Source organism: Chitinophaga ginsengisoli, from assembly GCF_003014595.1.
Lineage (GTDB): Bacteria > Bacteroidota > Bacteroidia > Chitinophagales > Chitinophagaceae > Chitinophaga > Chitinophaga ginsengisoli.
In genome coordinates this window covers 13,899-40,016 of sequence record NZ_PYGK01000013.1, presented here as the reverse complement: position 1 = coordinate 40,016, position 26,118 = coordinate 13,899, and the positions used below count along the sequence as shown (strand labels likewise).

19 protein-coding genes are annotated in these 26,118 nt (G+C 42.4%); 9 read left to right on the top strand and 10 right to left on the bottom strand.

What is annotated here, in order from left to right:
- Positions 1-135: 135 nt before the first annotated feature.
- From CLV42_RS24845 to CLV42_RS24830, 4 genes are all read left to right on the top strand, one after another.
- Positions 136-585: a MauE/DoxX family redox-associated membrane protein gene (locus CLV42_RS24845; protein ID WP_106604782.1), complete on the top strand. Its 450-nt coding sequence runs from the start codon at positions 136-138 to the stop codon at positions 583-585.
- A 98-nt stretch (positions 586-683) separates the two neighbouring features.
- Positions 684-1,001 carry a hypothetical protein gene (locus CLV42_RS24840; protein WP_146154474.1) on the top strand — a complete coding sequence of 106 codons (318 nt, stop codon included), beginning with the start codon at positions 684-686 and terminating at the stop codon, positions 999-1,001.
- 178 nt (positions 1,002-1,179) lie between these two features.
- The gene (locus CLV42_RS24835) at positions 1,180-2,178 is read left to right on the top strand and encodes a hypothetical protein (protein WP_106604634.1); all 999 of its coding nucleotides are present in this window, start codon (positions 1,180-1,182) and stop codon (positions 2,176-2,178) included.
- Between the two features lie 386 nt (positions 2,179-2,564).
- Positions 2,565-5,516, top strand: coding sequence for a glycoside hydrolase family 9 protein (locus tag CLV42_RS24830; protein WP_106604633.1), 2,952 nt, complete (start codon positions 2,565-2,567; stop codon positions 5,514-5,516).
- Between the two features lie 73 nt (positions 5,517-5,589).
- On the opposite strand, the gene CLV42_RS34325 is transcribed toward CLV42_RS24830, so the two are convergent.
- The 3 genes from CLV42_RS34325 to CLV42_RS24815 all read right to left on the bottom strand — a co-directional run bounded on the left by CLV42_RS34325 (position 5,590) and on the right by CLV42_RS24815 (position 8,739).
- Positions 5,590-5,694 (bottom strand): helix-turn-helix domain-containing protein, encoded by a 105-nt coding sequence (locus CLV42_RS34325; protein WP_245901728.1) that lies wholly within the window; start codon positions 5,692-5,694, stop codon positions 5,590-5,592.
- Between the two features lie 8 nt (positions 5,695-5,702).
- The gene (locus tag CLV42_RS24820) at positions 5,703-8,006 is read right to left on the bottom strand and encodes a tetratricopeptide repeat-containing sensor histidine kinase (protein WP_106604632.1); all 2,304 of its coding nucleotides are present in this window, start codon (positions 8,004-8,006) and stop codon (positions 5,703-5,705) included.
- A gap of 154 nt (positions 8,007-8,160) precedes the next feature.
- Complete coding sequence (locus CLV42_RS24815) at positions 8,161-8,739, bottom strand: TetR/AcrR family transcriptional regulator (protein WP_106604631.1); 579 nt, start codon at positions 8,737-8,739, stop codon at positions 8,161-8,163.
- 65 nt (positions 8,740-8,804) lie between these two features.
- Here CLV42_RS24815 and CLV42_RS24810 point away from each other — a divergent pair, with 65 nt between their 5' ends.
- Together CLV42_RS24810 and CLV42_RS24805 are read left to right on the top strand one after the other, a co-directional pair.
- Positions 8,805-8,990: a hypothetical protein gene (locus tag CLV42_RS24810; protein ID WP_106604630.1), complete on the top strand. Its 186-nt coding sequence runs from the start codon at positions 8,805-8,807 to the stop codon at positions 8,988-8,990.
- A gap of 493 nt (positions 8,991-9,483) precedes the next feature.
- Positions 9,484-9,969: a CPCC family cysteine-rich protein gene (locus CLV42_RS24805; RefSeq protein WP_146154472.1), complete on the top strand. Its 486-nt coding sequence runs from the start codon at positions 9,484-9,486 to the stop codon at positions 9,967-9,969.
- A 20-nt stretch (positions 9,970-9,989) separates the two neighbouring features.
- Here CLV42_RS24805 and CLV42_RS24800 read toward each other — a convergent pair whose 3' ends face one another.
- Positions 9,990-10,904, bottom strand: a complete 915-nt coding sequence (locus tag CLV42_RS24800) for a helix-turn-helix domain-containing protein (RefSeq protein ID WP_106604628.1) — start codon at positions 10,902-10,904, stop codon at positions 9,990-9,992.
- 69 nt (positions 10,905-10,973) lie between these two features.
- Positions 10,974-11,696 (bottom strand): SDR family oxidoreductase, encoded by a 723-nt coding sequence (locus CLV42_RS24795; protein WP_106604627.1) that lies wholly within the window; start codon positions 11,694-11,696, stop codon positions 10,974-10,976.
- A 646-nt stretch (positions 11,697-12,342) separates the two neighbouring features.
- Here CLV42_RS24795 and CLV42_RS24790 point away from each other — a divergent pair.
- Positions 12,343-12,660, top strand: coding sequence for an ATP-binding protein (locus tag CLV42_RS24790; protein WP_106604626.1), 318 nt, complete (start codon positions 12,343-12,345; stop codon positions 12,658-12,660).
- A 647-nt stretch (positions 12,661-13,307) separates the two neighbouring features.
- On the opposite strand, the gene CLV42_RS24785 is transcribed toward CLV42_RS24790, so the two are convergent.
- The 4 genes from CLV42_RS24785 to CLV42_RS24770 all read right to left on the bottom strand — a co-directional run bounded on the left by CLV42_RS24785 (position 13,308) and on the right by CLV42_RS24770 (position 18,012).
- Positions 13,308-14,117 (bottom strand): helix-turn-helix domain-containing protein, encoded by an 810-nt coding sequence (locus CLV42_RS24785; RefSeq protein WP_245901727.1) that lies wholly within the window; start codon positions 14,115-14,117, stop codon positions 13,308-13,310.
- A gap of 12 nt (positions 14,118-14,129) precedes the next feature.
- Positions 14,130-15,035, bottom strand: a complete 906-nt coding sequence (locus CLV42_RS24780; RefSeq protein ID WP_106604625.1) for an SDR family NAD(P)-dependent oxidoreductase — start codon at positions 15,033-15,035, stop codon at positions 14,130-14,132.
- A gap of 368 nt (positions 15,036-15,403) precedes the next feature.
- Complete coding sequence (locus CLV42_RS24775) at positions 15,404-15,943, bottom strand: hypothetical protein (protein ID WP_106604624.1); 540 nt, start codon at positions 15,941-15,943, stop codon at positions 15,404-15,406.
- A 353-nt stretch (positions 15,944-16,296) separates the two neighbouring features.
- Positions 16,297-18,012 carry a helix-turn-helix transcriptional regulator gene (locus CLV42_RS24770; protein WP_170117637.1) on the bottom strand — a complete coding sequence of 572 codons (1,716 nt, stop codon included), beginning with the start codon at positions 18,010-18,012 and terminating at the stop codon, positions 16,297-16,299.
- Between the two features lie 319 nt (positions 18,013-18,331).
- Between CLV42_RS24770 and CLV42_RS24765 the strand changes: the two genes are divergently transcribed.
- Positions 18,332-19,702, top strand: coding sequence for a hypothetical protein (locus CLV42_RS24765; protein WP_146154471.1), 1,371 nt, complete (start codon positions 18,332-18,334; stop codon positions 19,700-19,702).
- A 109-nt stretch (positions 19,703-19,811) separates the two neighbouring features.
- Positions 19,812-23,078, top strand: coding sequence for a leucine-rich repeat domain-containing protein (locus CLV42_RS24760; RefSeq protein WP_106604621.1), 3,267 nt, complete (start codon positions 19,812-19,814; stop codon positions 23,076-23,078).
- A 166-nt stretch (positions 23,079-23,244) separates the two neighbouring features.
- Here CLV42_RS24760 and CLV42_RS24755 read toward each other — a convergent pair whose 3' ends face one another.
- Complete coding sequence (locus CLV42_RS24755; protein WP_262510008.1) at positions 23,245-25,929, bottom strand: ABC transporter permease; 2,685 nt, start codon at positions 25,927-25,929, stop codon at positions 23,245-23,247.
- Positions 25,930-26,118 lie beyond the last annotated feature (189 nt).

Below are 26,118 nucleotides of genomic sequence, written 5' to 3'. Positions count from 1 at the left end.
TAATTTTATTCTGGTAGATAATTACGTGAGTTGACCTGTGCACCCGAGGAAAAATCCATTACAAAATCCATTACAAAATCCAATGAAACACTAAGCTCCGCCAGCTTTCTTTCATTCTGTACAGAACATTTCCATATGAAGACCAGAGCGCTCAATTTAGCCATTGAAGCAATTACTGCCGTATTGCTATTACTTTGGATTTATACTGGCCTCAGTAAACTGATTCAATATGACAAATTCAGATTTGAAGCAGGCCGTTCTCCTTTTCTGCAACATGTTGCTCCCTGGGTAGCAGTCATGGTACCTGCGGTCGAACTGATAGCAGCTGCACTGCTCATCTCCAGGCGAACACGTGTGGCTGGCCTATATGCATCGCTATTTCTGATGACACTGTTTACCGGTTATGTGTATATCATGTTGCATGATGCTTATGATCTGCCATGTAGTTGCGGTGGAATCATTGAGTTGTTAACCTGGGAGCAACACCTGCTGGTTAATTGTATACTAACCCTGCTTACTGCAATTGTCATATTGCTGCAAAGCCAGCTAATAATGTTTAACAGGCAGCATATTTCACTGTCTTAACGCTTTTATTGATCAGTAAAACAGGCCCCTCTTCTCCTGCATCAGGAGAGGCAGCCAATGGTGGCTGTTATTCATTTCCTAACCATAAACGAGAACACATGAAAAAGCTTAAAATCAGTTTTGCTGCATTGGTAGCTGTTGCTGCTGTTGGATTAACTATTTCCAGTAACGCAGGTACTATCATTGAGAAGACTCAGGATGTCTGCTACCGGACAGTTACTATTCCAGGTCTTCCTGCAGACCGTACGGCTACTTATGGCGGTAATCTCATCCTGTCATTCGGTAACACTGTAAAGAGTGTTGCAGACCCTAACAGCGCTGCCAACTGTAATGGCGATTCATATTTCTGTTGTGCTACTACATTTCAGTCGCAGGGGAAGACCTACGTTCAGGAAGTATTCCTGACCAATCTATAAGCCTTTGCGGATCTGCTTATAACAGCAATGCCGCTGAAGGAAATGCGACGCAACGATGCCGGGTAGCGATCAACTGCCTGGTCCCACATTAATCAACAGAGGCTACTCCCGTGGGTAGTCTCTGTTTCCTGTTTGCTTTACAATTATGAAACGGACTTTAATACTCATCATTTGTACAATGATGGCTGCACTTGCTTGTTTGTTTGTGCTGGTGGCAGTATCAGGTATGCCTGATGATAAGAAGAATGGTTTTGACAGGCAATGGCTTAAAATGAATCTTCACCAGCAACTTTTATATCAATTGCCAATTACGGTGGAGCGTTTATTTGGCTGGGGAGATACTCTTTATTTATCCGAGCCTTTGCATCGGCAAGTGTACCGTCTCGACAATAATCTGCATATCAGAGACACGGTGTATCTGAATGTAAATAAGCAACTCAGACCCCCGGTGAGTTTCTTTGCAGATGCAGCACATATTTACGTGCATGAGTATAACAGTGGAATGTTATTCTCCAAAGACTTTCACGCTTCGCAGTTTGATGCCGTGAAATTGTCGGCCGGCCCCTTTGTAAAGTCATTACAGTTGTCTGATTCACTGGTAATAATAAGAGGATTTGCAGCGGGTAGTTCTCAGCCTGTATTTATGCGTATAAATATCCGTAGTGGCAGGACAGCCAGGACGGCCCTCCTATCTGAGAAAGCAGATGCAGGCTTCTCCACTGACGGGATCCTATGTTGTAATAGGGGCAAGGACCGCCTGTTTTATATACCTTATTTTGAAAATGGTATTTACTGCATGGATAGCGATATGCAATTGCGTTATAAGAAGCATACTATTGATACTGTATTTAACAGTGGCATCCAGGTTACTGGCAGAAGTGCCGGCGGTATGCAGAAGCTATATGCTGCTGCGCCTCGGGTAAAGGTGAATAAACGTGCCTTTGCGAATGACAGATTATTGTTCATAGAATCTGATCTGCGTGCGGACAATGAAGCAGAGGATGCATTCAGGCTGCATCCTGTAATTGATACTTACCGTCTTGAAGATGGCAGCTATGCTGGCAGTTTTTATCTTCCGGTAGATAAACGAAAGGTGTTGTCTTATTATGTCAATGGTGAAAAATTGTATGTCCTGCTAAAAGATCAGATGATAACATATACAATGGACCCTCGTTAATATGCGTATTTTGATAAGTGTCTAATACACATTTTTTTTAATGAATGCTTGCTTATCGCATATAATTCCCGTAAACTTGTGCAATCATATTTGTTCACCTTACTAAAGGCGGAAGGACGCTGCTTTCTTTTTGTTCTTTGGTATAAATATTAAAACCCTTTCAAACCTATAATTACTTTTTAGAACCATATCGGATCAATAAAGACTATTCAACTGACAATACCTGATGGCTTTAGATGCGTTCCAATGTAGTGGTCATTGGTGCATATACCCGCTGGTATCCGTTAACAGACTGTTTCCCTCTCCTGATCTGCTGCAATCTGTGGCAGAGGCTATACCTTTTTATTTTCAGTTGATCCAACAAGTACCTTCAAAATTAAAAGACCATGAAAAAAAGATGTAGTCTGATTGCTGCCATGCTACTAATGGTATCCCTCAAACTAACCTATGCACAGAATTTTAATTACGCAGAAGCATTGCAGAAGTCAATGTTCTTCTATGAATGCCAGCGCTCCGGCCAGCTTCCTGCAGATAACCGTGTAACCTGGCGTGCCAATTCCGCTTTGACTGACGGCAGTGATGTGGGGCACGACTTAACAGGCGGCTGGTATGATGCCGGAGATCATGTTAAATTCAATTTTCCGATGGCCTTCTCTGCAACCATGCTGGCATGGGGAGCAATAGATTTTGCCGGAGGATATAATGCCTCTGGACAAATGAAATACCTGAAGAGCAATCTTCGTTTTGTAAATGATTATTTTATACGCTGTCATACTGCGCCCAACGAATTGTATGGGCAGGTAGGCAATGGAGGTACTGATCATGCCTGGTGGGGATCAGCAGAAGTGATGACCATGTCCCGTCCTTCTTATAAGATCGATCAGACACATCCTGGTTCAGACCTGGCCGGTGAAACAGCCGCTGCAATGGCTGCCGCCAGTATTGTATTCAAGACAGACGATCCGACCTACAGCGCAACATTGCTGAGCCATGCTATACAGTTATATAACTTTGCTGACAACTACCGTGGGAAATATTCCAGCGCCATCACTGATGCTGCCGGATATTATCAGTCTTTCAGCGGTTACAATGATGAGCTGGTATGGGGCGCCATCTGGTTATATCGTGCTACCGGCGATGCAGCCTGGCTGGCAAAAGCAGAGAACTATTATGCTAACCTGTCTTCAGAGCCGCAGAGCACTATTAAGTCTTTCAAATGGGGACTAGCCTGGGATGATAAGTCATACGGTTGTTATGCCCTGCTCGCAAAGCTCACAGGTAAAGCCCAATATAAAGAAGATATAGAACGTCACCTTGATTACTGGACAGATGGCTACAATGGACAGCGCATTACCTATACGCCTGGAGGTCTTGCATTCCTGGATGTATGGGGTGCCCTAAGATATGCTATCAATACCAGTTTCCTGGCAACCTATTACAAAGATGTTGCTACAACAACAGCAAAAGGAACGAAGTATTACAATTTTGCCCTGCGACAAATGAACTATGCACTGGGTAGCAATCCTGGTAACCGCAGTTTTGTATGTGGCTTCGGTAACAATCCACCTGCTAAACCACATCATCGTACTGCACATGGTTGCTGGTCCAATAACCTGAATGGTCCTCCTGCTGCAACAAGGCATACCTTGTACGGTGCATTGGTAGGTGGTCCGGGAAATGACGATGCCTATACAGATGATCGCTCCAACTATGTAAACAATGAAGTGGCATGCGATTATAACGCCGGTTTTTCAGGTTTGCTTTCGAAGCTTGTTGAAGATTATGGCGGAACGCCGCTGGCCAATTTCCCGGTTGCAGAAACGCCTGCGGGAGAATTCCTGATAGAAGCAAGACTGAATGGCAGTGGGAATACCTATACTGAATGGTCTGTATGGGTAAACAATCATACCGCCTGGCCTGCGCGTATTGCTTCCAAACATACCTTCCGCCTGTTTATTGATATTTCCGAAGGTTTGACGGCAGGCTATACTCCGGCAAGCTATGTTGTTTCATCCAACAATACAGACGTTAGCTTTACTCAGTTGAAGCCCTGGGATTCTGTTCAGCACATTTATTATACTGAAGTAACCTTTAATAGCAGTATCAAGATCTGGCCTGGCGGACAAGGTGAGTCAAGGAAGGAATCACAGATACGTATACGACTGCCTTATGAAGCCAATGCTGCTGCCTGGAATCCTGCAAACGACTGGTCATCAAAAGGGCTTGACGGTACACTGAAGGAAGTATCCACCATTCCTCTGTACGTAGATAATGTACTGGTGTATGGCAGTACCCCAACACCTGCTGTGGTGATACCCGTTACAGGTGTTAGTGTAAGTCCTGCAACAGCTTCCCTGGATATCAATAATACGCAGCAACTGACAGCTACAGTAACACCTTCCAATGCTACCAATAAGGCGGTGAACTGGACTTCCAGTGCGCCTGCCATTGCTACTGTCAGCAATAGCGGTCTTGTTACTGCCCTGGCTGCAGGTAAAGCTACGATCACTGCTACTACTGCCGATGGTGGCTTTACTTCCAGCTCAAGTATCACTGTTACCAGTGTGGTAGTGCCTAAACAATATACGATCACCACAGCTGTAACCGGCTCAGGATCTGTTGCCCTTAGTCCTGCGGGTGGTACCTATCCCGAAGGAACCCAGGTTACTGTTACCGCTACACCGGCAACCGGTTATAAGTTCAGCAACTGGAGCGGAGCCGTATCAGATACGATCAACCCTGCTACCATCACAGTAAATGCTAACGTATCAATCACCGCAAACTTTACTCCAACTACCAACCAGGGAAATTGTAGTAATCCATCTCCTGTAACACTGCCATTTAAACAGGATGGTGTGGGAGAATATTGCTTCGTTATCTCAGGTAATATTTCTTACATCAACTCATGGAACCTGACACTCCTGGAGATCAATGGGGTTAACTACACCAATACCTGGTCTAACAGTCTTCCTGCAAGAGTGAATGGTAATTATTATGTTCATTATGTTGGCCCATACGGGTGGTCACATTTTGAGGCTAACGGCACTGCATCTGCCGGAAGAACTGCAATGGCAACCAGTACAGTCGCGGAGAAATATACGAATGCAGTGTATCCTAACCCTGTTACACAACATAGCTTTGCTATTCGTGTAACTGATCCTGCTATTACAGATGTAATAGTGACGCTCACTGACATGTCTGGCAAGGTAGTATTAAAGAAGTCAGCGAAAGCGAATACAACATTTACTATTGAGCCGTCTATACCGGCAGGTATTTATCATGTAGATGTTAGCAGCAAGAAGAAAACAGTGATAAGTACGAAGCTGATGATTCAATAATCGGGTTTTATATAGAACAGTCAACTGAAAGTAAAGCGCCTTCAAGTCCTAAGATTTGAAGGCGCTTTGTTGATTAGTTTTTATTCCTGAATTCCCCGGGCGTCATACCCGTCTTACTTTTAAACAACCGGGAGAAATACTGCGGATATTCAAATCCCCAGCGAATATGCCAGCTCACTTATACCGTTATAGTAAATCTTCCATTTCTTCCTCAAATTCCAACGGCTCAATAAATACCTGCTTCTCCTGGTATTTGAAATTGACTGTAATAATGACGCCGTCCCTGCTCTGTATATCCAATGTCCCTTCCAGTTGTTCAGCGAGCGTATTCATGAGCATCATCCCCATAGATTGTTTACGGGCCTGGTTGTTATCCTCTATGGGTAGTCCGATGCCATTATCGGCTATTATAAGGGTTAGCTGGCCAGGGATGGCTTCCTGCAGGGAGATCATTATAACACCGTGACCGGTAAAAGCATATTTAATGGAATTGGTGATCGCCTCGTTAAGGATCAATCCAATAGGTACAGATTGTGACACATCCAATTTTACGGGAGCTATCTGAAGATCAAAGCGGATCTTATTGACACCTGAGAATCCTTCTTTCAAATATTCAACAAGGTCTTTGATGTAGGTGCTCATATCTATCATAGCCACATTTTCGGACTGGTACAGCTTCTGGTGAATGAGAGAGATGGCCTGCATGCGGTACCTGCTTTCCCGGATAGCATTAAGAGCGTCTTTGTCATCCAGGAATGCGGCCTGTGTGTTCAATAGGCTCATGACTATCTGTAAGTTGTTTTTTACGCGGTGATGTATCTCTTTTACCAGCCATTCTTTTTCTCCCAGCAGTTTATTCTGGGTTGTGATGAGATGCTGCAGGGATTCATTCTTCTGATTGATCTCATCCTGTTTTTGTTCCATCTGGCGGTTGCTGCGGAGTTTAAGCTGATAACGATTATATACAAGTGCCAGCATAATTGCCAGCATAATGGCCAGTATGGTGGCTCCTGTGATGATCACATTCCTGATGAAGGCGGCTTTGTCCAGCGCCGCGCGTTGCAGTTGTGATGTACGCGTGAGCAGTTCAATACTTTGTTGCTGTTGTTTCGTTTCAAACTGCACCTGTAAGGTGCTTATCTGTCTTGTCTTCGCGATGTTAAATAGCGAGTCATTAACAATTTTATACTTGCGGTAGTGTTCAACAGCTTCTTTGTAGTTGCCCATAGCAGAATCGGCCCGGAAGAGAGCGAGACTGGCATTTGACTGCAGCTTCAGATTCTTCGATTTAAGACCGATAGCAAGCACATTTGTGGATAGCTGGTAGCTCTTCGTATACTCCCCGCTTTCGAGGTAATATTTGGCCTCAAGGTCATCCAACGTAGCCTGCAACATTTCAGGTAGCTGGTCCCTGTTTTTATGTGCCTGATGTATATAGGGGAGGGCCGCATGGAGTTGTTTAAGCTCTATGTAGCAACCGGCGATGAACACAGATATCCACATTTTTTCTGCAAAGTCTGTAGAAGGATAGTTGTGTTCTGCATCTTTCATCACGGCCAGGGCCTTGTCAGGCATCTTCATTGCTGCATAACTGGCAGCTATATTGACGGCCAGGGTACGCAGCGAAGGTGTATCTGTGAACTTAATGGCTATCAGCCAGGCTTTCTGATAGTACTTTAGCGCTTCGTTTTGCTCTCCCATATAGTAGTAAAGGAGCCCAAGTCTGTTGTAAACGGTTGCGTGTGTATCAATCGTATCTTTCAGCGACTCGATCACTTTTACAGCAAGCAGGTTATACTTCAGTGCATTGCCGAAATCGCCCATACGGTTATAGCCGGTTCCCAGCAAGGAGTATACATCGGCGCCGGGTTCCACTTTAACTTCATCATAGAGGGCTACCGATTGTACCAGCGCTTCTGTCAATGATTTGAAGTCGTCGATAACATGGTAGAGATCACCCAGCATATACAAAGTATGCGCCTGTCTTTCTTTCAGGCCTGCCTCTCTATAAAGTTTGATGGCTTCCTTGTAGTAACTGATCCTTATATCAATATCTTCGCGGGCTTCCACTCCATAGTAGTTAGCCAGTTCCATGTAGGTATCTGCCAGATAGCCTTTCTGCTGATATTTCTCAAAGATCTCTTTTGCTTGCAGCGCATATTCTTTTCCTCTCGCTGTAATGTGCTGTTCACGAAGAATATTTGAATAGAGCAAACGGCCCTGGCCTTCCCATATTTTGTCTCCGGATTTTATGGAAGATGCCAACACTTTTTCTGCGTATAAGGTGGCGCTATCCATATCACTATGGACTATACCTGGCCGCAGAACATATGTGTACCCTGCGTCCAGCAAGACGCGCATGTCAGCAGTATCGGGGCGCTCCTTTTTAATCAACTGTTGTAAGACCGCATATGAGGGCAGCTGCTTTTGTGCCAGGCATTGCAGCAAACACCCGATCATACAACAGGAAAGCAACAATAGCCTGTTCATAACCTACTTGTTTTAAGTGTGCATCCTTCCAGTTTCGGCTGGCTCCGTATTATTTATTTAAGTACTCTCTCGACGTATTGTGGCAGTTGGTTAGCATGGGACTCGTAAGGATGACTACCTGAGGGACAAAGGAAAAGTACGACATTTTTCATGATCATGCTAAATAAGGATAAAATATCGCCTCCATTGTCTGGATAAAGCTTGCGGCTGCTTCTTTACCTTTTAACCGCATTGTTAAAGCATTATTTGATAGCCAGAAATCTCCAACAATAAAGATTTGCTTAATCAAAGCACTCCAGACTTTTTGGGGGATATCATTTCTAAATATTCCGTTGTTAACAAGATTCTGGAAGATATGCCCAAATTCCTCTACTCTCCGTTCAGTTAGTTGTTGGTAGCTTTTTTGTATGGCAGGTATCCTGATGCTAAGTTCTACAAAGTTCAGGAAGAAAAAACGATACTTATATCCAATATCAAATGATTGCTGCATAAAAGTATATAGAGGTGTCATCCCCTGAGAGCCATCGGCAGCTAATTCTGCCATTAAAGTATCAAATTCATTGGCCAGACGTTCGTAAAGGATAAAAATAATATCATCAGTATGTTTAAAATGATAATGAAGATTTCCGACACTTATATCCATGCTGGCTGCAATATGCCGGGTGGTAGTATTGATGCCTTTTTGGTTATATAGTTTTAGTGCAGCGGTAAGTATTTTCTCCTTTGTTTCCATACTCAAATTTAGGTCATTTGTTCTAAAATAAAATAATTAGTACATTTGCTCTAAATTAAATAGAGATGGAAAACGAAACACAGGAAGCTAAGAAGCCTTTAATGAAAAGTCTTCGGGAAGCCATTTTACCCATTAAAGAAGGTGATGGAATTGTTATCAGAGCCACTAAGAATGCAGGTTTTGGTCTTTTTATGATATTATTCTCATGCGTATCTGTGGCAGTGCTGGTAGCAATGTGTATGGCGCTTTAGTTCGCTACATCTTTGATCCTTTTTTTGCCTGCTATTGCGCCGTTTGGCCAATTATTCATTATTGCAGATGGAAAGGCATGCCTATACCGGTGCTAAATAACTATTTGACGGATTTTGTTTTTATTCCTATGGTTGCACATGTCTCTCTGGGTTTTACCAGGTGTATAGTTTTGAATAGGAGAAATTATTGTTATCCCTTATATTGGTTGCTGGCTATCGCATTTTACGTATCTTTTATATTTGAGGTTGTGCTGCCAAAGTACTCATCCAAAGCTGTTGGAGATACCGGCGATATTGTTGCTTACTTTTTAGGAAGTGCATTTTATTGCTACGTTCACCAGCATGCTATCGTTAATCGCCCTAAATCGGCCCACAGAAAGAACGCTTAAACTTATAACACAAAAGTCAGATACTTTAGAATCGAGGATGCTTAAATCCCTGATGATTGACCTTGCAATTGCTGCTTTCCGGAAATAAGGTAATTTTGAAGGATATGAACGATGCTGAAATATTAGCTGCTTTCTATGTCAGAAGGGCTCATTACGATACTTATCTTGAAGCCAATAATATTCACCTGTATACATGCCCGGGCTGTGGCTTTCCTTCACTCACAGATCGGCGGGAATTTTCTATATGCATTATTTGTTTCTGGGAAGATGATGGACAGGATGATAATGCTGATAGCATATTAAATGGACTGTTCGAGGGTATTAGCCTTTCAGGCCCCAATGGTAATCTTACTTTGACAGAGAACAGGATTAACATCGGTTATATACTGGAAACTAATGCTGAACAGATCAATGGAGAAATTGATCCTGATCCCGCACGCGTTTTAAAGACAATCGAATTTTATCAACAGCGTAGAGGAGAGATCGAAGACAGAATGACGGGACACGAGGATCCTTATGATCACATCTGGATAGAATGGAAAGAAGTAAGGAAAGACTTACAGATGGCGCTCGTTGTACCAAAGTTATAATGCCGGACATTTCCCTGCTCTTAGCTAACAGATTGCCTGAACTCCAATGGCGACATTTCCGTTTGGGATTTGAAGAATTTCCTGAATGACTGGGGATGTTCAAACCCTAATTCATAAGCAATTTCATTGACTGTTAACCTGGTCGTTGAAAGTTTTTCCTTCGCTACATCAATTAGCTTGTTCTGTATGTGCTGCTGTGTGCTTTGTCCTGTCAATGTTTTAAGCAGACCACTCAAATAGTTTGGTGAGATATTTAGTTTTTCGGAGATGAACTGAACGCTTGGAATACCACTTGTTATCAGGTTCCCATTATCGAAACAATTATCAAGCAATTGCTCTAACTTCTCAAGGATCTGATGATTGCTGATCTTTCTTGTAATAAACTGCCGATGGTAAAACCTGTCGGCATAATTAAGGAGCGCCTCAATATGTGCTGTAATGATCGGTTGACTGAATTTATCAATGTTAGCGTGATACTCCTGGCGGATATCATCGATAATATGAATGATCGTCGTTTCTTCTTTTTCAGACAAAAATAGCGCTTCATTTATCGCATAACCGAAAAACTCATATTGCTTTATAACCGTTGCCAAATGAGTACCATGGAAAAAATCCGGATGGATGAGCAGCATCCATCCGGTTCTTTCCTGATTTCCATCTGGGGGTACTTCTATACTGAAAACCTGCCCTGGTGCAATGAAAAACATAACACCTTCATCAAAATCATATTCCTGCTGTCCATATTTGAATTTTACAACCAGGTTCCTTTTCAGGGAGATGGAATAAAAGTCAAGCACCCAATTGATATTATTGGTATCCGGATGCAATTTTAAAGCCGCGTAATCTACTACGCTGATCAATGGATGCTCAGGCGGCTGTAGTCCTCTTACGCGATGGAACTCAGTTATTGATTTTAATCTCCGCAGTTCTTTCATTGTAGTGTACCTTGAAGAAGGTAAATTAATTATTTCTTTTCAGTTTCCCGCCAGTTGTTACTACCTCTTCTACCACTGTATGGTACCCTCATGACAAAAGAACTGACCTGTTGGTCCATCTTCGCCAATAGTGGCCAGTTTTACAATAGGCGCTGCGCCCTGAGCAGCAGTTTTGAACCCTGCGAAATTATTGAGATCGGTCGCTGTATAGCCCGGTGTAACACTGTTGATCTTAAATTTCGTACCACGCATTTCTTGTGCGAGGTTGATGGTGAAAGTATTCAGTGTCGTCTTGCTGGCGCCATACGCATGAAAATTATCCCAGTTAGCATTCCTGCCTTCAGCGGTTTGCATAGACAGCGATCCTAATTCACTGGATACATTAACGATCACCGGTAAAGTGGCCTTTTTTAACAAGGGTAAAAATTGCTGTGTGGTTTGAATGACCCCAAAATAATTGGTATTAAAGATTGCCTTTACCTCGGCGATGTCGCAAGCCGATATGTTTTGCGGTTGCTTGCCGGCAATACCCGCATTGTTAATGAGTATATCCAGCGCATCTACTTTTGATTGCAGCACTGATACCGCTTGTCTGACTGAATCCAGATCTGATACATCAATCTTTAAAAATTCGATGTTGGTCAACCCTGCATTCTTTAGTTTATCTACTGCGGAAAGACCATTGTGTTCATCTCTGCTTCCGAGGTAAACATAGTATCCCAGTTGAGCCATTTGTTTTACCACTTCAAAGCCAATGCCCTTATTGCCACCCGTTACTAATATGTTTTTCATTTTTTATTTTTTGATAAGGCAAATTTCCTTCTTTGCTATAAGTCAGCTGTCGCCGGATCTATGTTTATTGAAACCAAATCTCTTTTTTGTCGAAAGGTTCGCTAAGTGTAATATTAAAGCCAACGCTAACCACCGCATTCTTTGCATTCTTCTCTGTTTATGGCAATCCATCTGGCAGGGAGCTTTTAGCACCACATGCTACCACCGGTGTCCCTGTCGGCATACCTTCAACTTTGGTTTCTGTACATGATATCCGTACACAGTACATATTTCACACCTGTTGTCAACAGTGCACCTTCATGTCTTAAGGAATGATGAAATATCAAGGCAGATCCTATTTCCGGATGGATAGTTTCACGGAAGCAAAAATTGTTTCTCCTTCCATATGTTCATCGTTGAAATTCAGTTTTTTGTAAAGGAGAGCTTCTGGTAAGATGATTGGCGAATCCTGTCACCGGATGGGATGACAAGACGCTACAGCATTTCCTCAATAGTGCAGAGGTAACTGAGCTAGGCCCAAAATGAGCTCTAATACCCTGCCTATCAATTTGGCTTCATCCTGATCATTTTGCTTGTTAGAGCCAAATTGACAGGCAATTTGGCTCTAACGTGGTGTTTTTGTGTATTTGGAGCCAAATTGAGGTAAATGAGTAAGTTAATTAGACGAGAGAAAGAATTGAAAGTGTTGGAACAAGCAAAAGAATCTGCAACTTCTCAATTCATCGCTGTATATGGTCGTCGAAGAGTAGGCAAAACTTTCTTGATAAGGGAAGCTTTTCAGCAGGATTTTGCATTTTATCTTACCGGCGTGGCTAACGTAAACCTGCAACAGAATTTATCTAATTTTCAAAGGGCATTACAGAAGCACCAGCCTGATGAACCCTCTTCTATCCCCGAAAATTGGTTTGCAGCATTCGGCAATTGGAAGAGCTGTTATCTAAAAGCAATAAGAAAAGGAAAATAGTATTCCTGGATGAGCTTCCATGGTTGGATACTGCACAATCTGGTTTTATTCAAGCACTCGATTATTTTTGGAATTCATACGCTAGCGCAAGAAAGGATGTTATTCTGATCGTATGTGGTTCGGCTGCATCCTGGATGATCAATACCCTTATCAGTGTAAATGCCCTCCCCATTGTTTGAAACCCTGCGTGGATGGGGAAGGGGGAATGGCGGCGGCAGCACCTTCCCCGGTTTTTAAAGTCATTGTGAAGCATGACCCAATAAGCCGCTAAACACAAGAAATTTTATAGTCTCGCTCCAAAGCTCTTTTTTGAACTTATTTTCTCGAAGCCTTGTTGTTCAACATAGAAGACGGCTTCTTATTATCGTCTCATGATCCTTATTTAATCATTTAAGCAAAAATCACATTCACTATCATCGCCAATCTGCCCGATCCTCAGCATCCACTATCTGAAGTCTTTTATTTTCTACAGAGAAAGAATTGATCGCCGACCAATTACTGTCTAAATCATTCACGACATGAATGGCTTTATTTTTTCTTGCGCGCTAACAGGGGCAATTATAGAACCAATCTGATCTTGACTTAGACCCAATTTACCAGTTAGCTAAAATATTGTAGCCGGATGGTCGGGAGATGACGGCAAATCTTTATTCCATACTGGTTTTTGTTTTTTTACCAGATAGCGCTGTGGGAGTCAGTCCAAATTGTTTTTTGAATGCAAAGGAAAAATGAGAAAGCGTCTCAAAGCCCAGATCAAGATAAATATCAGATGGTTTCATCCCTTTCTGATCAATCAGGAAGTACGCTTCCTGGAGCCGCTTTAATACCAGCCAGCGGCTGGGTGTTTCATTGAATATTTGCCTGAAGTCGCGTTTGAATGCGGATATGCTTCTGCCGGTAAGAAATGCAAATCGCTCTATGCTGACGTTGAAGGGATAATTTCGAACCATGAATTCTTCCAGATTGATTTTTGCAGGGATACCGAAGTCGAAGAACAAACCAGCAAGCTCCGGTTGCTGTTCCAGAAGAATCAGCAATAACTCCTCCCGTTTTACATTCGAAAAAGGCGCTCTTATCTGGCCACGATTATATACTCGCTGTAACGATCTGATATAATCATCAAGTAATTCACTCTTATTCACGGGAATGCATGTTTCGGTGCTCTCAAATTTTGTAACCGTTGTTTTGTGCCTGTCATAAAACTGTTTCAGAAAGCTTGTATCGAGAGAGAGGATTACCTTTTCCAGTTCACCGTCTTCTTTCGTTTTATAATAGCGTCCCAATCTGTTTTTACGGGCAATACAGCTTTGCCCGGACCGCAGTTCCTGGTATTGATTCCCATCATAGAGCACTACCACCCCCTTTACAACATACATGAAATAATGCTCGTCAATAAAATGCTGAGGTGAAATTTCTTCAATGAGATATGTTGAATTTATTCCTGTTACCTTCATCATAACGAATTCAAGTTAATATACTTTCTGCAACAGCGCTCTCGTTTCTTCAACAATACGGTCCTGGAATGTAGGATCGCGCGACAATTCAGAGCCCATCATTGGATGGCCTTTTTCATCAAAATATATACCTGTCTGACCTGTTTGGTCTATTAGTACATTTGCTATAACCTTCGCAGACTTTTCCGGAGTGCTGCTGTAGTGGGAAAAGGGTGGTATAATAGCCATAAGGTGACCAAATATAAAGCGTACAACTGAATTTGTGCTTTCACTACCCAGACCGGTCCCCCGGGTGATCCCCGGCTCCACGGCATTGAAATGCAGCCTTTTATTTTCACGTGACAAAGCCATTGCCGCAGCGAGGATACACTGCTTCGATGTTGCGTAAGCATCTATTCCGGCCATTTTTGAGCCGCCTTCTTTCCACTCTCCACGGGCGCTTGCTTCGGCAGAAATGTATCGGCCTCCCCGCATACCCATCATCTTTGCTGGTTTGCGCTCCGGATCTTCTATAGCAGAGGCGATGAATACGACGTTTGCTCCATCGGGAAGGTAAGGCGATAGTGCTTCAGTAAATGCGAAAGCGCCAAGATGATTGGTGGCGTACGTCATATCCCAGCCCTGTACGCTTTTTGAAGCCTTTGCTGACATAATGCCTGCGTTGTTGAGTACTCCCGCTATGGGAAGCTGTAGCGCAACAATTTGCTGTGCTGCATTTCTCACGCTTTTAATATCTGATATATCACACAATACGCAGATTGCTTTTTGCCCTTTGCCCGCGATAGTTTTTTGTACCTGATTTAGTTTATCGAGATTTCTGCCGACAAGAATTACGGTGCCATGTTTCGCCAATTCCATTGCAGTTGCAAGACCGATCCCAGAAGTCGGTCCGGTTATCACATATGCTTTAGTTACTCCCATTGTTATAAGATTTTGTTACACAAAGGTCGACAGGGAATGTTTATGCTGTTTTCCTGAAAAGTCCAAAGTTACTTTCCTGAAAAGTCCGCGATGATTGACTCTTACTTAGGATAATACCGGAAATTATCTCTGGCTTGGTACTTGGCAAAAGACTTTACCATTTGATTCGGGAAGAATTCAAATGATAATTTTAATGGCTTGTCGATAATAGGTTTTTCCGCAGGCAAGGCTACGCCTACCCGCTTTTCACGAGAGGGAACAATACCTATCAAAATAATTCGCGCAGGCGCGCAAATGGGAGAATATTTCAGCTATGCAGACAAAAACCGTCAAGGAAAAAGAGACGGTTGGTAAACAGTGAAGAGTTTTTATGTAAGCAGCAATTCCTTCACCGTTTGCCTCTCTGCCAGACTTACCACATCCACGATGACTTTACCGCCTGCAGGCAGCGCAGTCGCTTTATAATGCCAATCTACTCCGTTCCAGCCCAGAATAGCCTTCCCGCGCTCCTTAACAACACCCTCAGCGTCTACTACCGTTACTTCCACTTCTGCTACACGGAACTCATTTTTGGCAGTCACCACAACTTCCTCTTCTTCTAATCTGATACTTTGGATGTCAGGACTGCGGTAAGCATCTTTCACTGCTATGTTATAGGCATTTTGCCCCGGTCCTGCCAGCGACGCATAGTAGGCTTTTACCTCCGGATCGGCCAGCGCCCGCTGCGCACGTGCCGAAGCAATGCTCATCTTAAGCCTTGCTTCTAACTGCTTTTGTGTAGGCTTTTTCTTGGAAGGGCCGCGTTTCGTCGCCATAATAATCTGCCCATTCCGTTCGTAGATCGTGAGTTGTTTGCCGAGGGTACCCCGTACAAGTTTCAGGAGGATATTGTCTTTAACAATGGCCATAAAAAAGGTTTTTTGAGGTTATAGATTACAAGTTTACTGTCTCAGTATCTCTAATATACGAAGAACTTACTAAATAGGCACCAAAATGGTATTTAGAGGTCACTTCAATATCGATTTGATATATAAATACCCTTTTAATATCCTTTTAGTATCCTTTTAATAGCTTTTTGATAAGTTTATCCTAAGCCGATAGAAAGTACTTCGGGCACTGGAGAAAGGGGGAACCATACGAAAAAAGCCTCCAAATCTTTAGACTTGGAGGCTTAAAGCTTGCGGGGTGGGAGAGGCTGTTTAAATTGCAAATGCGACAGCGTCGGAGGAAGTTTAGGATGGGTGAAGTTATAAGGTATTTATTACAACGTTCTTATATATTCGTCGAGATCTATTTCTTTGCCCAGTCCCAGTTTTAGCTTGATGCGATAACGTGCCATCAGGATACTTTTAGGCGCAATACCCAATCGTTGGGCGATTTCTTTATTGGTTAATCCGATGGATATATAGGAACAATGTTTAAGATCTAATCTTGACAAAGAGTTAGCTGACTTTTCCTTTAACTTCTCAAAGAACTCCGGATTTATATTGTCGAAGTCTGCTTTATAGGCACCGATGGTATCATCTATCCGTTTATTCTGATCAATGATCTGATTAATTTGTCTCAGAACGTTGTCACGACTTTTACTCTCTTCAATCTTCTTTTGAACCGCCTGTAACAGTTCATCTTTTTGCTCCACCTGCAAGCTGCCGGCCAGCAGATCTTTCTGTAAACGATCCTGCCGTTCCTGTAATAATTGCTGTTCTGCCATTAAACGCATAGCCTCTTCTTCCTTTAAGCGCACACGTAATTCCGCATCTTCCTTCTCTTTTTCCAGTAATTGTTGCTGATGACGGGTTGCTTTTAGCCGGAAGTGATAAGATCCGAAGAGCAGTAGTAAAGCTATACTGGCCACTATTGTCAGGAATATGTAGAGGTAGTTTAGTTTCTTGTTCAGGGCAGCTGTCTGTCTGAGTGATTTTAAAGCGGCTTCATTTTTTTCTGATTGATATTGAACATCTAATTGCTTGGTAATAGCCAGTTTTTCAGCATCGAATAATTCCTCAAATTTTCTGTGATATTCTTTATAGTATTTGAGGGCAGCCGTTTTATCTCCCTTTTTCTCAGCCAGGTTTGATAAGGCCATCATGAACTGCACCATAGTGTGGAGGTTACTGACGCTATCAGCACGTAGCACAACTAATCCTGAATCCAATAAGGCCTCCGCTTTCTGATAGTTACCTCTTTCTATTTCGAGATCACTCATCATGCCATAACAGTTTGAAATAACATCAATATGCTTGGTTTCCAGTCCTATTTTAAGGGACATGTTGAGATAGTGAAAAACGCTGTCTTTATAGCTGGCGGGAAAATAGGATTGATACAGATTAGCTGTATTTAATGCAATGATAGCCATGGTGCTCTTGAGAGTGATCCGTTGTTTCTGCGTGTAATAAAGGTTGATGGCTTTATGATTATGAAAGAGGGACGAATCCAGGAGCACTGTATTTTTCTTGTTTTGCTTATAGCAGTAATGGTAGTATGCAGCCATGCCTTGCTCGGCCATCAGCAGGTTATCAAAATCACCACTTTTCTCTGCTGCCTGTACAGCTAATAGTGCATATTTCTTTTTGGCAGGCAGATCATTCCATTCGGAATAGATCCCTGCTATGTTATAATAAACACTGAATTGATAACTATAGGCGTCAGTTCCTTCCAGGTATTTTAATGCTTCCAGAGAGCTTTGCATAGACTCTTTGGGTTTCCCCAGGAGCGTTTCCAGCCAGGCCTTTTTGAACCATGCAAAACCTTTCATCTCCCTGCTGGTAGTTTTGCCGGCATACCACAAGGCGCTGTCTGATACTATCTGGGCTTTTGGCATATCATCAGTCCTGTAATATAAATTGGTGAGGGTACCAAAGGCAAAAACCCTGTACTGAAGATCAGGTAAAGTACGGCTTAGTTGCAAGGTTTGCAGACCAATTTCCAGTGCTTTTTTGGCATCGGTTGTCGATAGGGCTTTTGCTAACAGCCCCATGGTCATCACACGGTTTTCCGTGGGTAAGTCCTTTTGTAATAATATAGTATTGAGTGAGTCGGCAATTCTCTGGGCCTGTGTAACTACAGATTGTATACAGAATAAAAGGACAAAAACACTTATTCGATTGATTTTGTGGCTCATGTGATAAATGGATTGGCTGCAAATTTACAGTTGCAGGGTATTTGTAGTACGCATTTTATCAATATGTAGAGCATTTGTAGTAGTCAATTGTTCACGTTATAGGATTTCAGGGCATATTTTTGATCATATATTATATATACAATTTATATATTATAAACATGAAATTCTAATGCTGATGTTTAAAACTGTAGAAGAAGCCTCACAACGATGGATCACTGAGGGAAAAGCCTATAAAGACAAATTAAATAACTGGCTGGATATCATTTATATAGATAAAAAGCAGCCGGAAACCTCCTGCCCGGAAGAAACCCGAAAGGACATGGCACCATATGTACTGGATCAGATCATCGCTTTTAATGAACAGGGGAAACAGGAAGAACTCAGAAGGCTGTTTCCTCCGGATAATGATCCGATGGACTGGAATGGTATAGCTGCCTGCGTGAGCCAGGCAACAATATTACCCGATAACCGGTTGATAGTGACCGTAGGGGAATGGCACCAGGAACAATACATGTATATAATAAATGGTAACGACTATGTGATGCTGGATAATATTTTCATGTTTGGGAAGTCGGCCGACAAAAAATACTTCGCAAAAGCATACCCGGACAAAATAGAGATCACAGAAGGCTGGGATGGTCCTGTTATTAAAACACTGGCTCCTCCGAAAAGCTATGGTGAAAAATATGCCACAGTAAAAGATGGTCTGGCGGATTTAAGCCTGACAGATTTCGGGATTCATCAGCTGGTGGTATTCCCTTCCGGTCAGCGGATAGCTATGGCAACTGCAGTAGGTATATTTATTATAGATGATTCAGGATCAACTCTTATTGAAACTGAGAATAAAGAGGCGGAAGAAGAAGGGTATACTTTCAGGCATGATTATCCTCATATAGATGTATCACCGGATGAAAAATATATAATAGTAGGTTCTCAGTCCTCCAGTCATTTATTATTAGAAGAAATAGATGGCGTATGGACAACTGTAGCAACAGTAGAACCCCGTTCATCTTATCCTAACCTGGCTAAGTTCAACTATAAAGTAAAGGATAAGGGAGGAGTTAATGATGGTCCCCAGGTATTGTTATGCTCCTGTCATTTTGGAGGTAGTGCCTCTCTTTCGTTACCAATTAAAAATGTTACCCCTGGTTTTGAAGCTTCGGGTTATGATGCCGATGATACACTGAACTATGTGGATACCAGGAAATGGGTGTTTTCAGCAGCTAACTATACCTGGGGATATGCCTTAGGAACTAATGATGGGTATATTTGGTTTAAAGGAATCGACGGCGCACAGCATGGGTATCTGTATGTGGGAGGAACTGTGATGGACATGGAATTTGACCAAAAGAAACTGGTAGTGGCGAGTTATAGCGGTCAGGTCATTATTTATGATTGTGACCCCTTATTTCCTGATAATCAGATATTTCGTAGTGTGGACAACAAGGCCGAAAAAAGACCGGATCACTATTCTATCACCAACACGGCTTACAAAGACGTAAAAAGATATTTATTCTTTAAGGGACAGCACCCGAAGATCTGGTAACATGGAAAGAGGAAGCCTGTCTATCCAGTTGTATCAACTGGAAAGTATTGTTGGAACCTGAAATTAACACCGGAAAAATAATCCATAAAGTATTAAAAACCTGCATTGAATGACACAGTATTTTGAATTGATTGACGAGACCTCTTCTAAATTTTGGGAAATAACCCTGGAGAATAACATTGTAAAAACCCGCTACGGAAAAATAGGGACAGATGGTAAAGCAACAGAAAAAGAATTCAGTGATGACGCCGCAGCTCAGAAAGAATATGATAAACTGGTAAAGGAAAAAACAAAAAAGGGGTACACGGAGATTAAAAAGCAACAGGCAATAGCTTTTCCATACACATTGATCACAGAGAAAGAAGCAAAAAAACGCTTTAAGTTTTCCAAATACATTGAAGGTGGATTTGGCAATGAATGCAATTATATATTGGTGGAAGGTAATCTGGAATTTGAGGGAAATTTGGATATAGAAGCGCTCTGCTGGCCGATCGATACCTATGGAATTATTGTTGATGGTGACCTGACGGTAAAGGGGGGGATTCTTCAAACAGAGATGGATTCAGGTCCGGCATTCTTTGTAACCGGCAATGTAAAGGCTAAGAACCTTTGTAAAGGAGGAGGTGAATTTTATATTAAAGGAAACCTTATTGTTGAACAAACTATCTATGGCTACTATAATCATGGCCGTCTGACAGTAGCGGGTAATGCAGAGGCCAAAACGATCTTTGCAGAGGATCATCATTTTGTGTTTAAAGGAGATGTACAGGGATTGATCATAGATACGGGTGAAGTAGAAGGCGCAGAAGCAGATTTTGGAACAACAGAACCTTTGCTGGAAGAACTGATTAATAATGAGGATTACAGTAACAGTGATCTTGTAATTGAATATATCACCGAAGGCAAACATATTGTTAAGCCTGAATACCTGCCCATTTTATCAGCGTCAATTGCTGATAAAATATCTGCAGTGCCGCAGCTGATTACGGAAGCACAAGCAAAAGAAAAGTTTGATCTGAGCCTGTATGATTCCTTTGATGAAATGGGTTTTCAGAAAGTAATTTTCATGGATGGAGATGTTTATATTGATGGAGATCTGAACCATGACTGGACAGTAGGTACACTCGAAGCACTTGGCGAAGATACCGATACATCAGATTCATTGTTGCTCATCAATGGTAATCTTACAGTGGCAGGTACAATCCAACCATCAGACGAAAATTATCCTTTTTTACTGGTACTGGGCAATGTTACATGTGATGTCTTACACAGTTATGATGAATTCATTCACATTACCGGTGATGCCGATATTAAATATGCATTGAATGGCAATTATAATCATGGCATGATTGACATTGAAGGGAAAACAAGAGTACCTTATATCCTTAACTCAGATCATCAGTCATTACTGAGGCCTGAAGGAGCTACGATCATTAATTATTATGGAGATTACGATGACTTTTTCGAGTATGATTATACCGTAAAGGATTTTGAAAGGATCATGGTCGCCGATGTTTATAACGAAAAGGGAGCATTTGCTATACGGAATTTTATACAATTGTTAAAAGGGGGTAAATCTCCTTTGAAAAAGGGAGCGCGTCCTGCCCGGTTGATAATAGAGGATGAATTAGCGCAACTTGGAAGCAATAATGAGCTGATTGAAGAATTGGATCTTACCAGTAAGAAACTGAAAGAATTCCCTCGTACACTGACAAAGGTTCCTTCTCTCAAAAAGCTAATCCTGAATGATAATGCCATTGGAAGTGTACCTTCTTCTATTAAAGAGTTATCTGATCTCGAAGAATTACATCTTCAGAAATGTGGATTGACACAATTACCGGATGAAATAGGTGATCTGAAGAAATTGCGTGCATTAGACGTATCACAGAACTGGGATTTGAAACTACCGGAGAGTATTAATCAAGCATCCGCACTCAGGATACTGGATATTTCCAGCAATGCAGGGTTTGGATTTCCGGCATCTGTTGAAGGTCTGAAAGAGCTGGAAGAACTGGATTGTGCTGATTGTTCCGGACCGGCTCCCATTGATTTTCCGGTGGAAATTACACAGCTGACAGGGCTTAGAAAATTGTTCATGCGTTCGGTGTCAATCAAAACCATTCCGGACAGCTTTCTGCAGCTTGAAAAACTGGAAGAACTTGATCTGGATGCCAGCTTATGTTACCTGAATGAATTGCCGGATCTGTCTAAGCTAAAGAACCTGAAAATACTGCACGGAGATGGATTGATCTCTAATACGACCCGTCCCTGTCCGAAACAGCGCATCATAAAATCATTCTTTACCATCACGAGCCTGGAAGAATTGTATATCGACAGGCATGGGATAAGAAAAGAAGCCTTTATCAAGAAGGATCAGTTTGAAAGTATCAGGACTAACCTTGCACATGATCCTGAAAGGTTTAAAGCCTTTGATGCAGCAGTTAGTGAGATTGTTCCTAACGCAATATATGGCGATGGACGGAAAGGTATTGTGCGGGAAGCCCTGAAAGCGGAGCATCTGGAAGGCATTTCAAACCTGAAAAACCTGCGGGTACTGGATCTCTCTTTTAATGATCTGGCCAGCTTGCCAGACGAGATTCACACCATGACACACCTGCAGTTCCTGAACCTTCGTTATAACCGTCTTTCAACTGCCGAACGTTTAAAACTGAACCGTAGCCTTCCTGGATGTACCATTGATTTCCGTGATAACCGTCCGGAAAATGACGCAGCGGATACAGAAGATGTGAAACTGTGGCAGGCCATGAATACTTTAATGAAAGAGGCCAATGTATTGATGAATGCAAAGGATGATGTAAAGAAATTACGTGCGTCATTACGTATGTATGATCAGGTACTTGATTTTTTTAGTTCAGGAAAAGTTGTAGATGAATATAACCTGTTGTATGCAAACTATGGAAAGATGTATGCTTACAACTACCTGAATTCATTCCATAAAGCCGCTTACTCAAAAGAAGGGTTGCTGGAGCTGAACCAGGCTGCTATTCAACAAGGTTTAAAAACACTGGCACTGATACCTTCTATAATCTGGCATTTTACAGATATGGGTGCATTCCATAAAGAAGTAATCCGTATTGTTGCAAATGCAGTAGCATGGCAGATGTATGAGATCTATGACAAGAAAAAAGATCTCGAAAAGGCACTGGATATCATAGCAAAGGCAGTCGAATTTGTATCAACAGAACATCATTACTTTATCTACGATACCCAGGTGAGGATATTACTGAAGATGGAACAAAAAGAGGAGGCCTACAAAATAGTAAAAAGAACATTGGCCCTGGCACCGGACTTTGAGGATTTTAAAGACTTTAAAGCTAATGCAGATTACCAGGAATGGTTAATAAATCAATCCTGATTTGTATGACAATATAATCTCTTCCACAGGAAGATAAGAAAGCAATCATTTGCTTTTTAAATGTGATCATTATCTGGATAGTAAAAGAGTGGCAGATTCCTACCCGGTAGGATTTCTGCCACTCCAATCTCAATTTCCCATTCCTCAAAATCACCAAATGAATTTACTATTCACTACGTAAGCTTTTTATGGGATTCGTCAGCGCGGCTTTGATACTCTGAAAACTCACTGTCAGCAAAGCAATCCCGATCGCCAATAATCCTGCCAGAGCAAAAAACCACCAGTCAACCGTAACCTTATAGGCAAATTCCTTCAGCCATTGATTCATACCCCACCAGGCCGCAGGGGAAGCCAGCACCAATGCTACCACAATAGGTTTGAGAAAATCCAGGGAAAGCAGCGCCACAACGTTACTGGCAGATGCGCCCAGCACTTTCCGAACGCCAATCTCTTTTGTCCGCTGTTCGGCAGTGTAGGTCGCCAATCCGAATAACCCTAAGCAGGCAATAAAGATAGTCAGGCCAGAGAATAGCGTCAATACCTGTTCTATTTTTTGTTCACCGAGATAAACCTGTTTAAACCGATCATCTAAAAACGAATAGGAGAAAGGGGCTGCGGGCGAAAATGATTCCCACTGCTGTTTCAATGATGCGAGAAACTCCGGAAGTTTACCAGGACGTGTTTTGACTAGGATGTTGCCTGAATTCCCACCCAGGAACATGACTAAAGGCCCAATCTTCTGTCGTAGGGATTCGAAATGGAAGTCGCTTACGACTCCAATGACCCGATAATATGTTTTTACGCCATTATCATCAACGTGACCAATCAGCTCTTTTCCGATTGGGTTCTGCTGCCAGCCTAACGCCCGTACAGCCGTTTCATTTAGAATAACAGCCGAGGAATCGGTAGAGAGATTTTTAGAAAAATTACGCCCCAGCACCACGTGCATCCCCAATGTAGGAATATACTCATTATCTACTTTATAGAACCGACTCATTACAGCTTTATCAGGATTTTCTCTGGTCATTACGGGACTGTTATCGAGGGCCGAATTTCCAATGGGTACCTGTCCCGAAATACTTCCCGTGATGGCCAGCGGAGATTGGATAATCTTATCCCGAAACAGGGGTTCGTTATTGCTAAGCATTTGTGTATTATGAATGATCAGCACCTGTTCACGATCGAAACCAATTTTTTGTCTTCGCATGTAACGTAGTTGCCGATCTGCGGTAACGGTGGCAATGATCATCGAAATGGAGATAAAAAACTGAAATGCTACTAAACCGCTTCGCAGTTTAAAGTTTCCGCGCCCGGTTGTAATCCGTCCTTTCAACACCACGACAGGTTTAAACGAAGACAGGTAAAAAGCCGGATAGCTACCTGCCAACAGTCCTACCAACACAGTCCCCACTATTAAACCAGTGGCTACGAATGGGTTGGTTAGTAAACTCAACGTAAGTATCTTGCCTGTCAACTGATTAAAGAAGGGCAAAGACAGGCCCACAATCAGCAATCCGACTATCAGTGCGGCAATCGCCAGTAGAACCGATTCGATCAAAAACTGTTGCTGCAATTGCCTTTTTACCGAACCTAATACTTTACGTACCCCTATCTCGCGTGAACGTCGTACTGCCGTGGCCGTTGACAGATTCATGAAATTCACGCAGGCTATCAGCAACATAAAGGCCGCAATGGCTATAAGTACATATACATATAGAATATTTCCTCCTGGAGTTAACTCATTTCCGCCGAATGTGGAATATAAATGAATGTTAGTGAGTGGCTGAAGAAAAACCCCGAAATCATCACCCCTCTCACGAAATTGTTTCGGGGTGAGGTGTAGAAATCCCTCCACTTCACCTCCAATCTGTTTTTCAGCGAGCCGGGAAATTTTAGCCTCCAACTGTTTATAATTGTATTTCTCAGGCAGCAGCACGTAGGTGTAATAGTTTATGCTATATATCCATCCTATATGCTGCTCGTCATAACCAGTTGAGGAAACCAGCATATCGAACCGAAAATGAGCGTTTGCGGGTACATTTCTGACCACGCCTGTAATTCGATGAGGTGTCTTTTCACGGCTGAATAATAAGACTTTCCCGACCGGGTTCTGATTGCCGAAGTATTTCTGTGCAGTTTCTTCTGTTAATACCACTGTGTTTGGCTCGGTCAGTGCCTGCTTCGGATCCCCTTTCAGAAATGGAATGGTGAACACCTCACAAAAATTTGAGTCGGCATACAGCAGATTATCTTCTTTAAATGAACTGGTTCCGTTGCTTACAAACTCACCTCCCCTCAGCATGCGCGTTGCTTTTAATATTTCGGGAATTTCCTGTTGTAAGTCCCGGGCCGCATTCGGGCCTAACATGGGGCCACCAACGTCCTCTCCGTTTAACCGCGCCTTGAGTCCGACCCGGAAAATTTGATCTGCCTTCTCATTATAGCGGTCATACGATAATTCATCCTGTACATAAAGCATGATCAGTATGCAGGTAGCCAATCCGATAGCTAAACCAATTATATTAATGCTGGTTGATACCTTTTGACGTTTCAAACTCCGAAATGCGATTTTTAGATAATTCTGAATCATCATGGATTTTAAGTTGAATGTGGCCCGGTTATCCGGCTGTCGATAATATTGTTTATCTGTGTTTCTTCTGCGTACAAATGGCGGCAAAACCGATACTACATTCAGAAGATAACGTAGTGTGGCCTGGGTTTTACCTGAACGATTATACCATTTTGTATATAGCTCATCCAGATCACCTGTTACTTCCTCCAACGTATTGTCAGGATGTAGTCTATTGAGTAGCCACCGGGCCCAGCGCGGTGGTTGAACGGGGGATTTCATACCCTTCTCTGCTCAGGAGAGCGACCATCAGTAAAACCATTTCTTCGAATTCACCTAAATATGTCCTGCGCATATGTTCAGGTTATTAGTTTCTATTTTATCGTACAAAGGCGGTGCCAACCCATTAAGCGGGCTGTTTCTATCTGGAAACGGACTGTTTATGCTCAATAACAAGCTTGTAACTGTTCG

What these genes read in the sequence shown, in the direction of transcription:
- CLV42_RS24845 (WP_106604782.1), top strand. Translation starts at nt 136, where the DNA reads ATGAAGACCAGAGCGCTCAATTTAGCCATTGAAGCAATTACTGCCGTA.
- CLV42_RS24840 (WP_146154474.1), top strand. Translation starts at nt 684, where the DNA reads ATGAAAAAGCTTAAAATCAGTTTTGCTGCATTGGTAGCTGTTGCTGCT.
- CLV42_RS24835 (WP_106604634.1), top strand. Translation starts at nt 1,180, where the DNA reads ATGATGGCTGCACTTGCTTGTTTGTTTGTGCTGGTGGCAGTATCAGGT.
- CLV42_RS24830 (WP_106604633.1), top strand. Translation starts at nt 2,565, where the DNA reads ATGAAAAAAAGATGTAGTCTGATTGCTGCCATGCTACTAATGGTATCC.
- CLV42_RS24820 (WP_106604632.1), bottom strand. Translation starts at nt 8,006, where the DNA reads ATGAACAGGCTATTGTTGCTTTCCTGTTGTATGATCGGGTGTTTGCTG.
- CLV42_RS24815 (WP_106604631.1), bottom strand. Translation starts at nt 8,739, where the DNA reads ATGGAAACAAAGGAGAAAATACTTACCGCTGCACTAAAACTATATAAC.
- CLV42_RS24810 (WP_106604630.1), top strand. Translation starts at nt 8,805, where the DNA reads ATGGAAAACGAAACACAGGAAGCTAAGAAGCCTTTAATGAAAAGTCTT.
- CLV42_RS24805 (WP_146154472.1), top strand. Translation starts at nt 9,484, where the DNA reads ATGAACGATGCTGAAATATTAGCTGCTTTCTATGTCAGAAGGGCTCAT.
- CLV42_RS24800 (WP_106604628.1), bottom strand. Translation starts at nt 10,904, where the DNA reads ATGAAAGAACTGCGGAGATTAAAATCAATAACTGAGTTCCATCGCGTA.
- CLV42_RS24795 (WP_106604627.1), bottom strand. Translation starts at nt 11,696, where the DNA reads ATGAAAAACATATTAGTAACGGGTGGCAATAAGGGCATTGGCTTTGAA.
- CLV42_RS24790 (WP_106604626.1), top strand. Translation starts at nt 12,343, where the DNA reads ATGAGTAAGTTAATTAGACGAGAGAAAGAATTGAAAGTGTTGGAACAA.
- CLV42_RS24785 (WP_245901727.1), bottom strand. Translation starts at nt 14,117, where the DNA reads ATGATGAAGGTAACAGGAATAAATTCAACATATCTCATTGAAGAAATT.
- CLV42_RS24780 (WP_106604625.1), bottom strand. Translation starts at nt 15,035, where the DNA reads ATGGGAGTAACTAAAGCATATGTGATAACCGGACCGACTTCTGGGATC.
- CLV42_RS24775 (WP_106604624.1), bottom strand. Translation starts at nt 15,943, where the DNA reads ATGGCCATTGTTAAAGACAATATCCTCCTGAAACTTGTACGGGGTACC.
- CLV42_RS24770 (WP_170117637.1), bottom strand. Translation starts at nt 18,012, where the DNA reads ATGGGGCTGTTAGCAAAAGCCCTATCGACAACCGATGCCAAAAAAGCA.
- CLV42_RS24765 (WP_146154471.1), top strand. Translation starts at nt 18,332, where the DNA reads ATGTTTAAAACTGTAGAAGAAGCCTCACAACGATGGATCACTGAGGGA.
- CLV42_RS24760 (WP_106604621.1), top strand. Translation starts at nt 19,812, where the DNA reads ATGACACAGTATTTTGAATTGATTGACGAGACCTCTTCTAAATTTTGG.
- CLV42_RS24755 (WP_262510008.1), bottom strand. Translation starts at nt 25,929, where the DNA reads ATGAAATCCCCCGTTCAACCACCGCGCTGGGCCCGGTGGCTACTCAAT.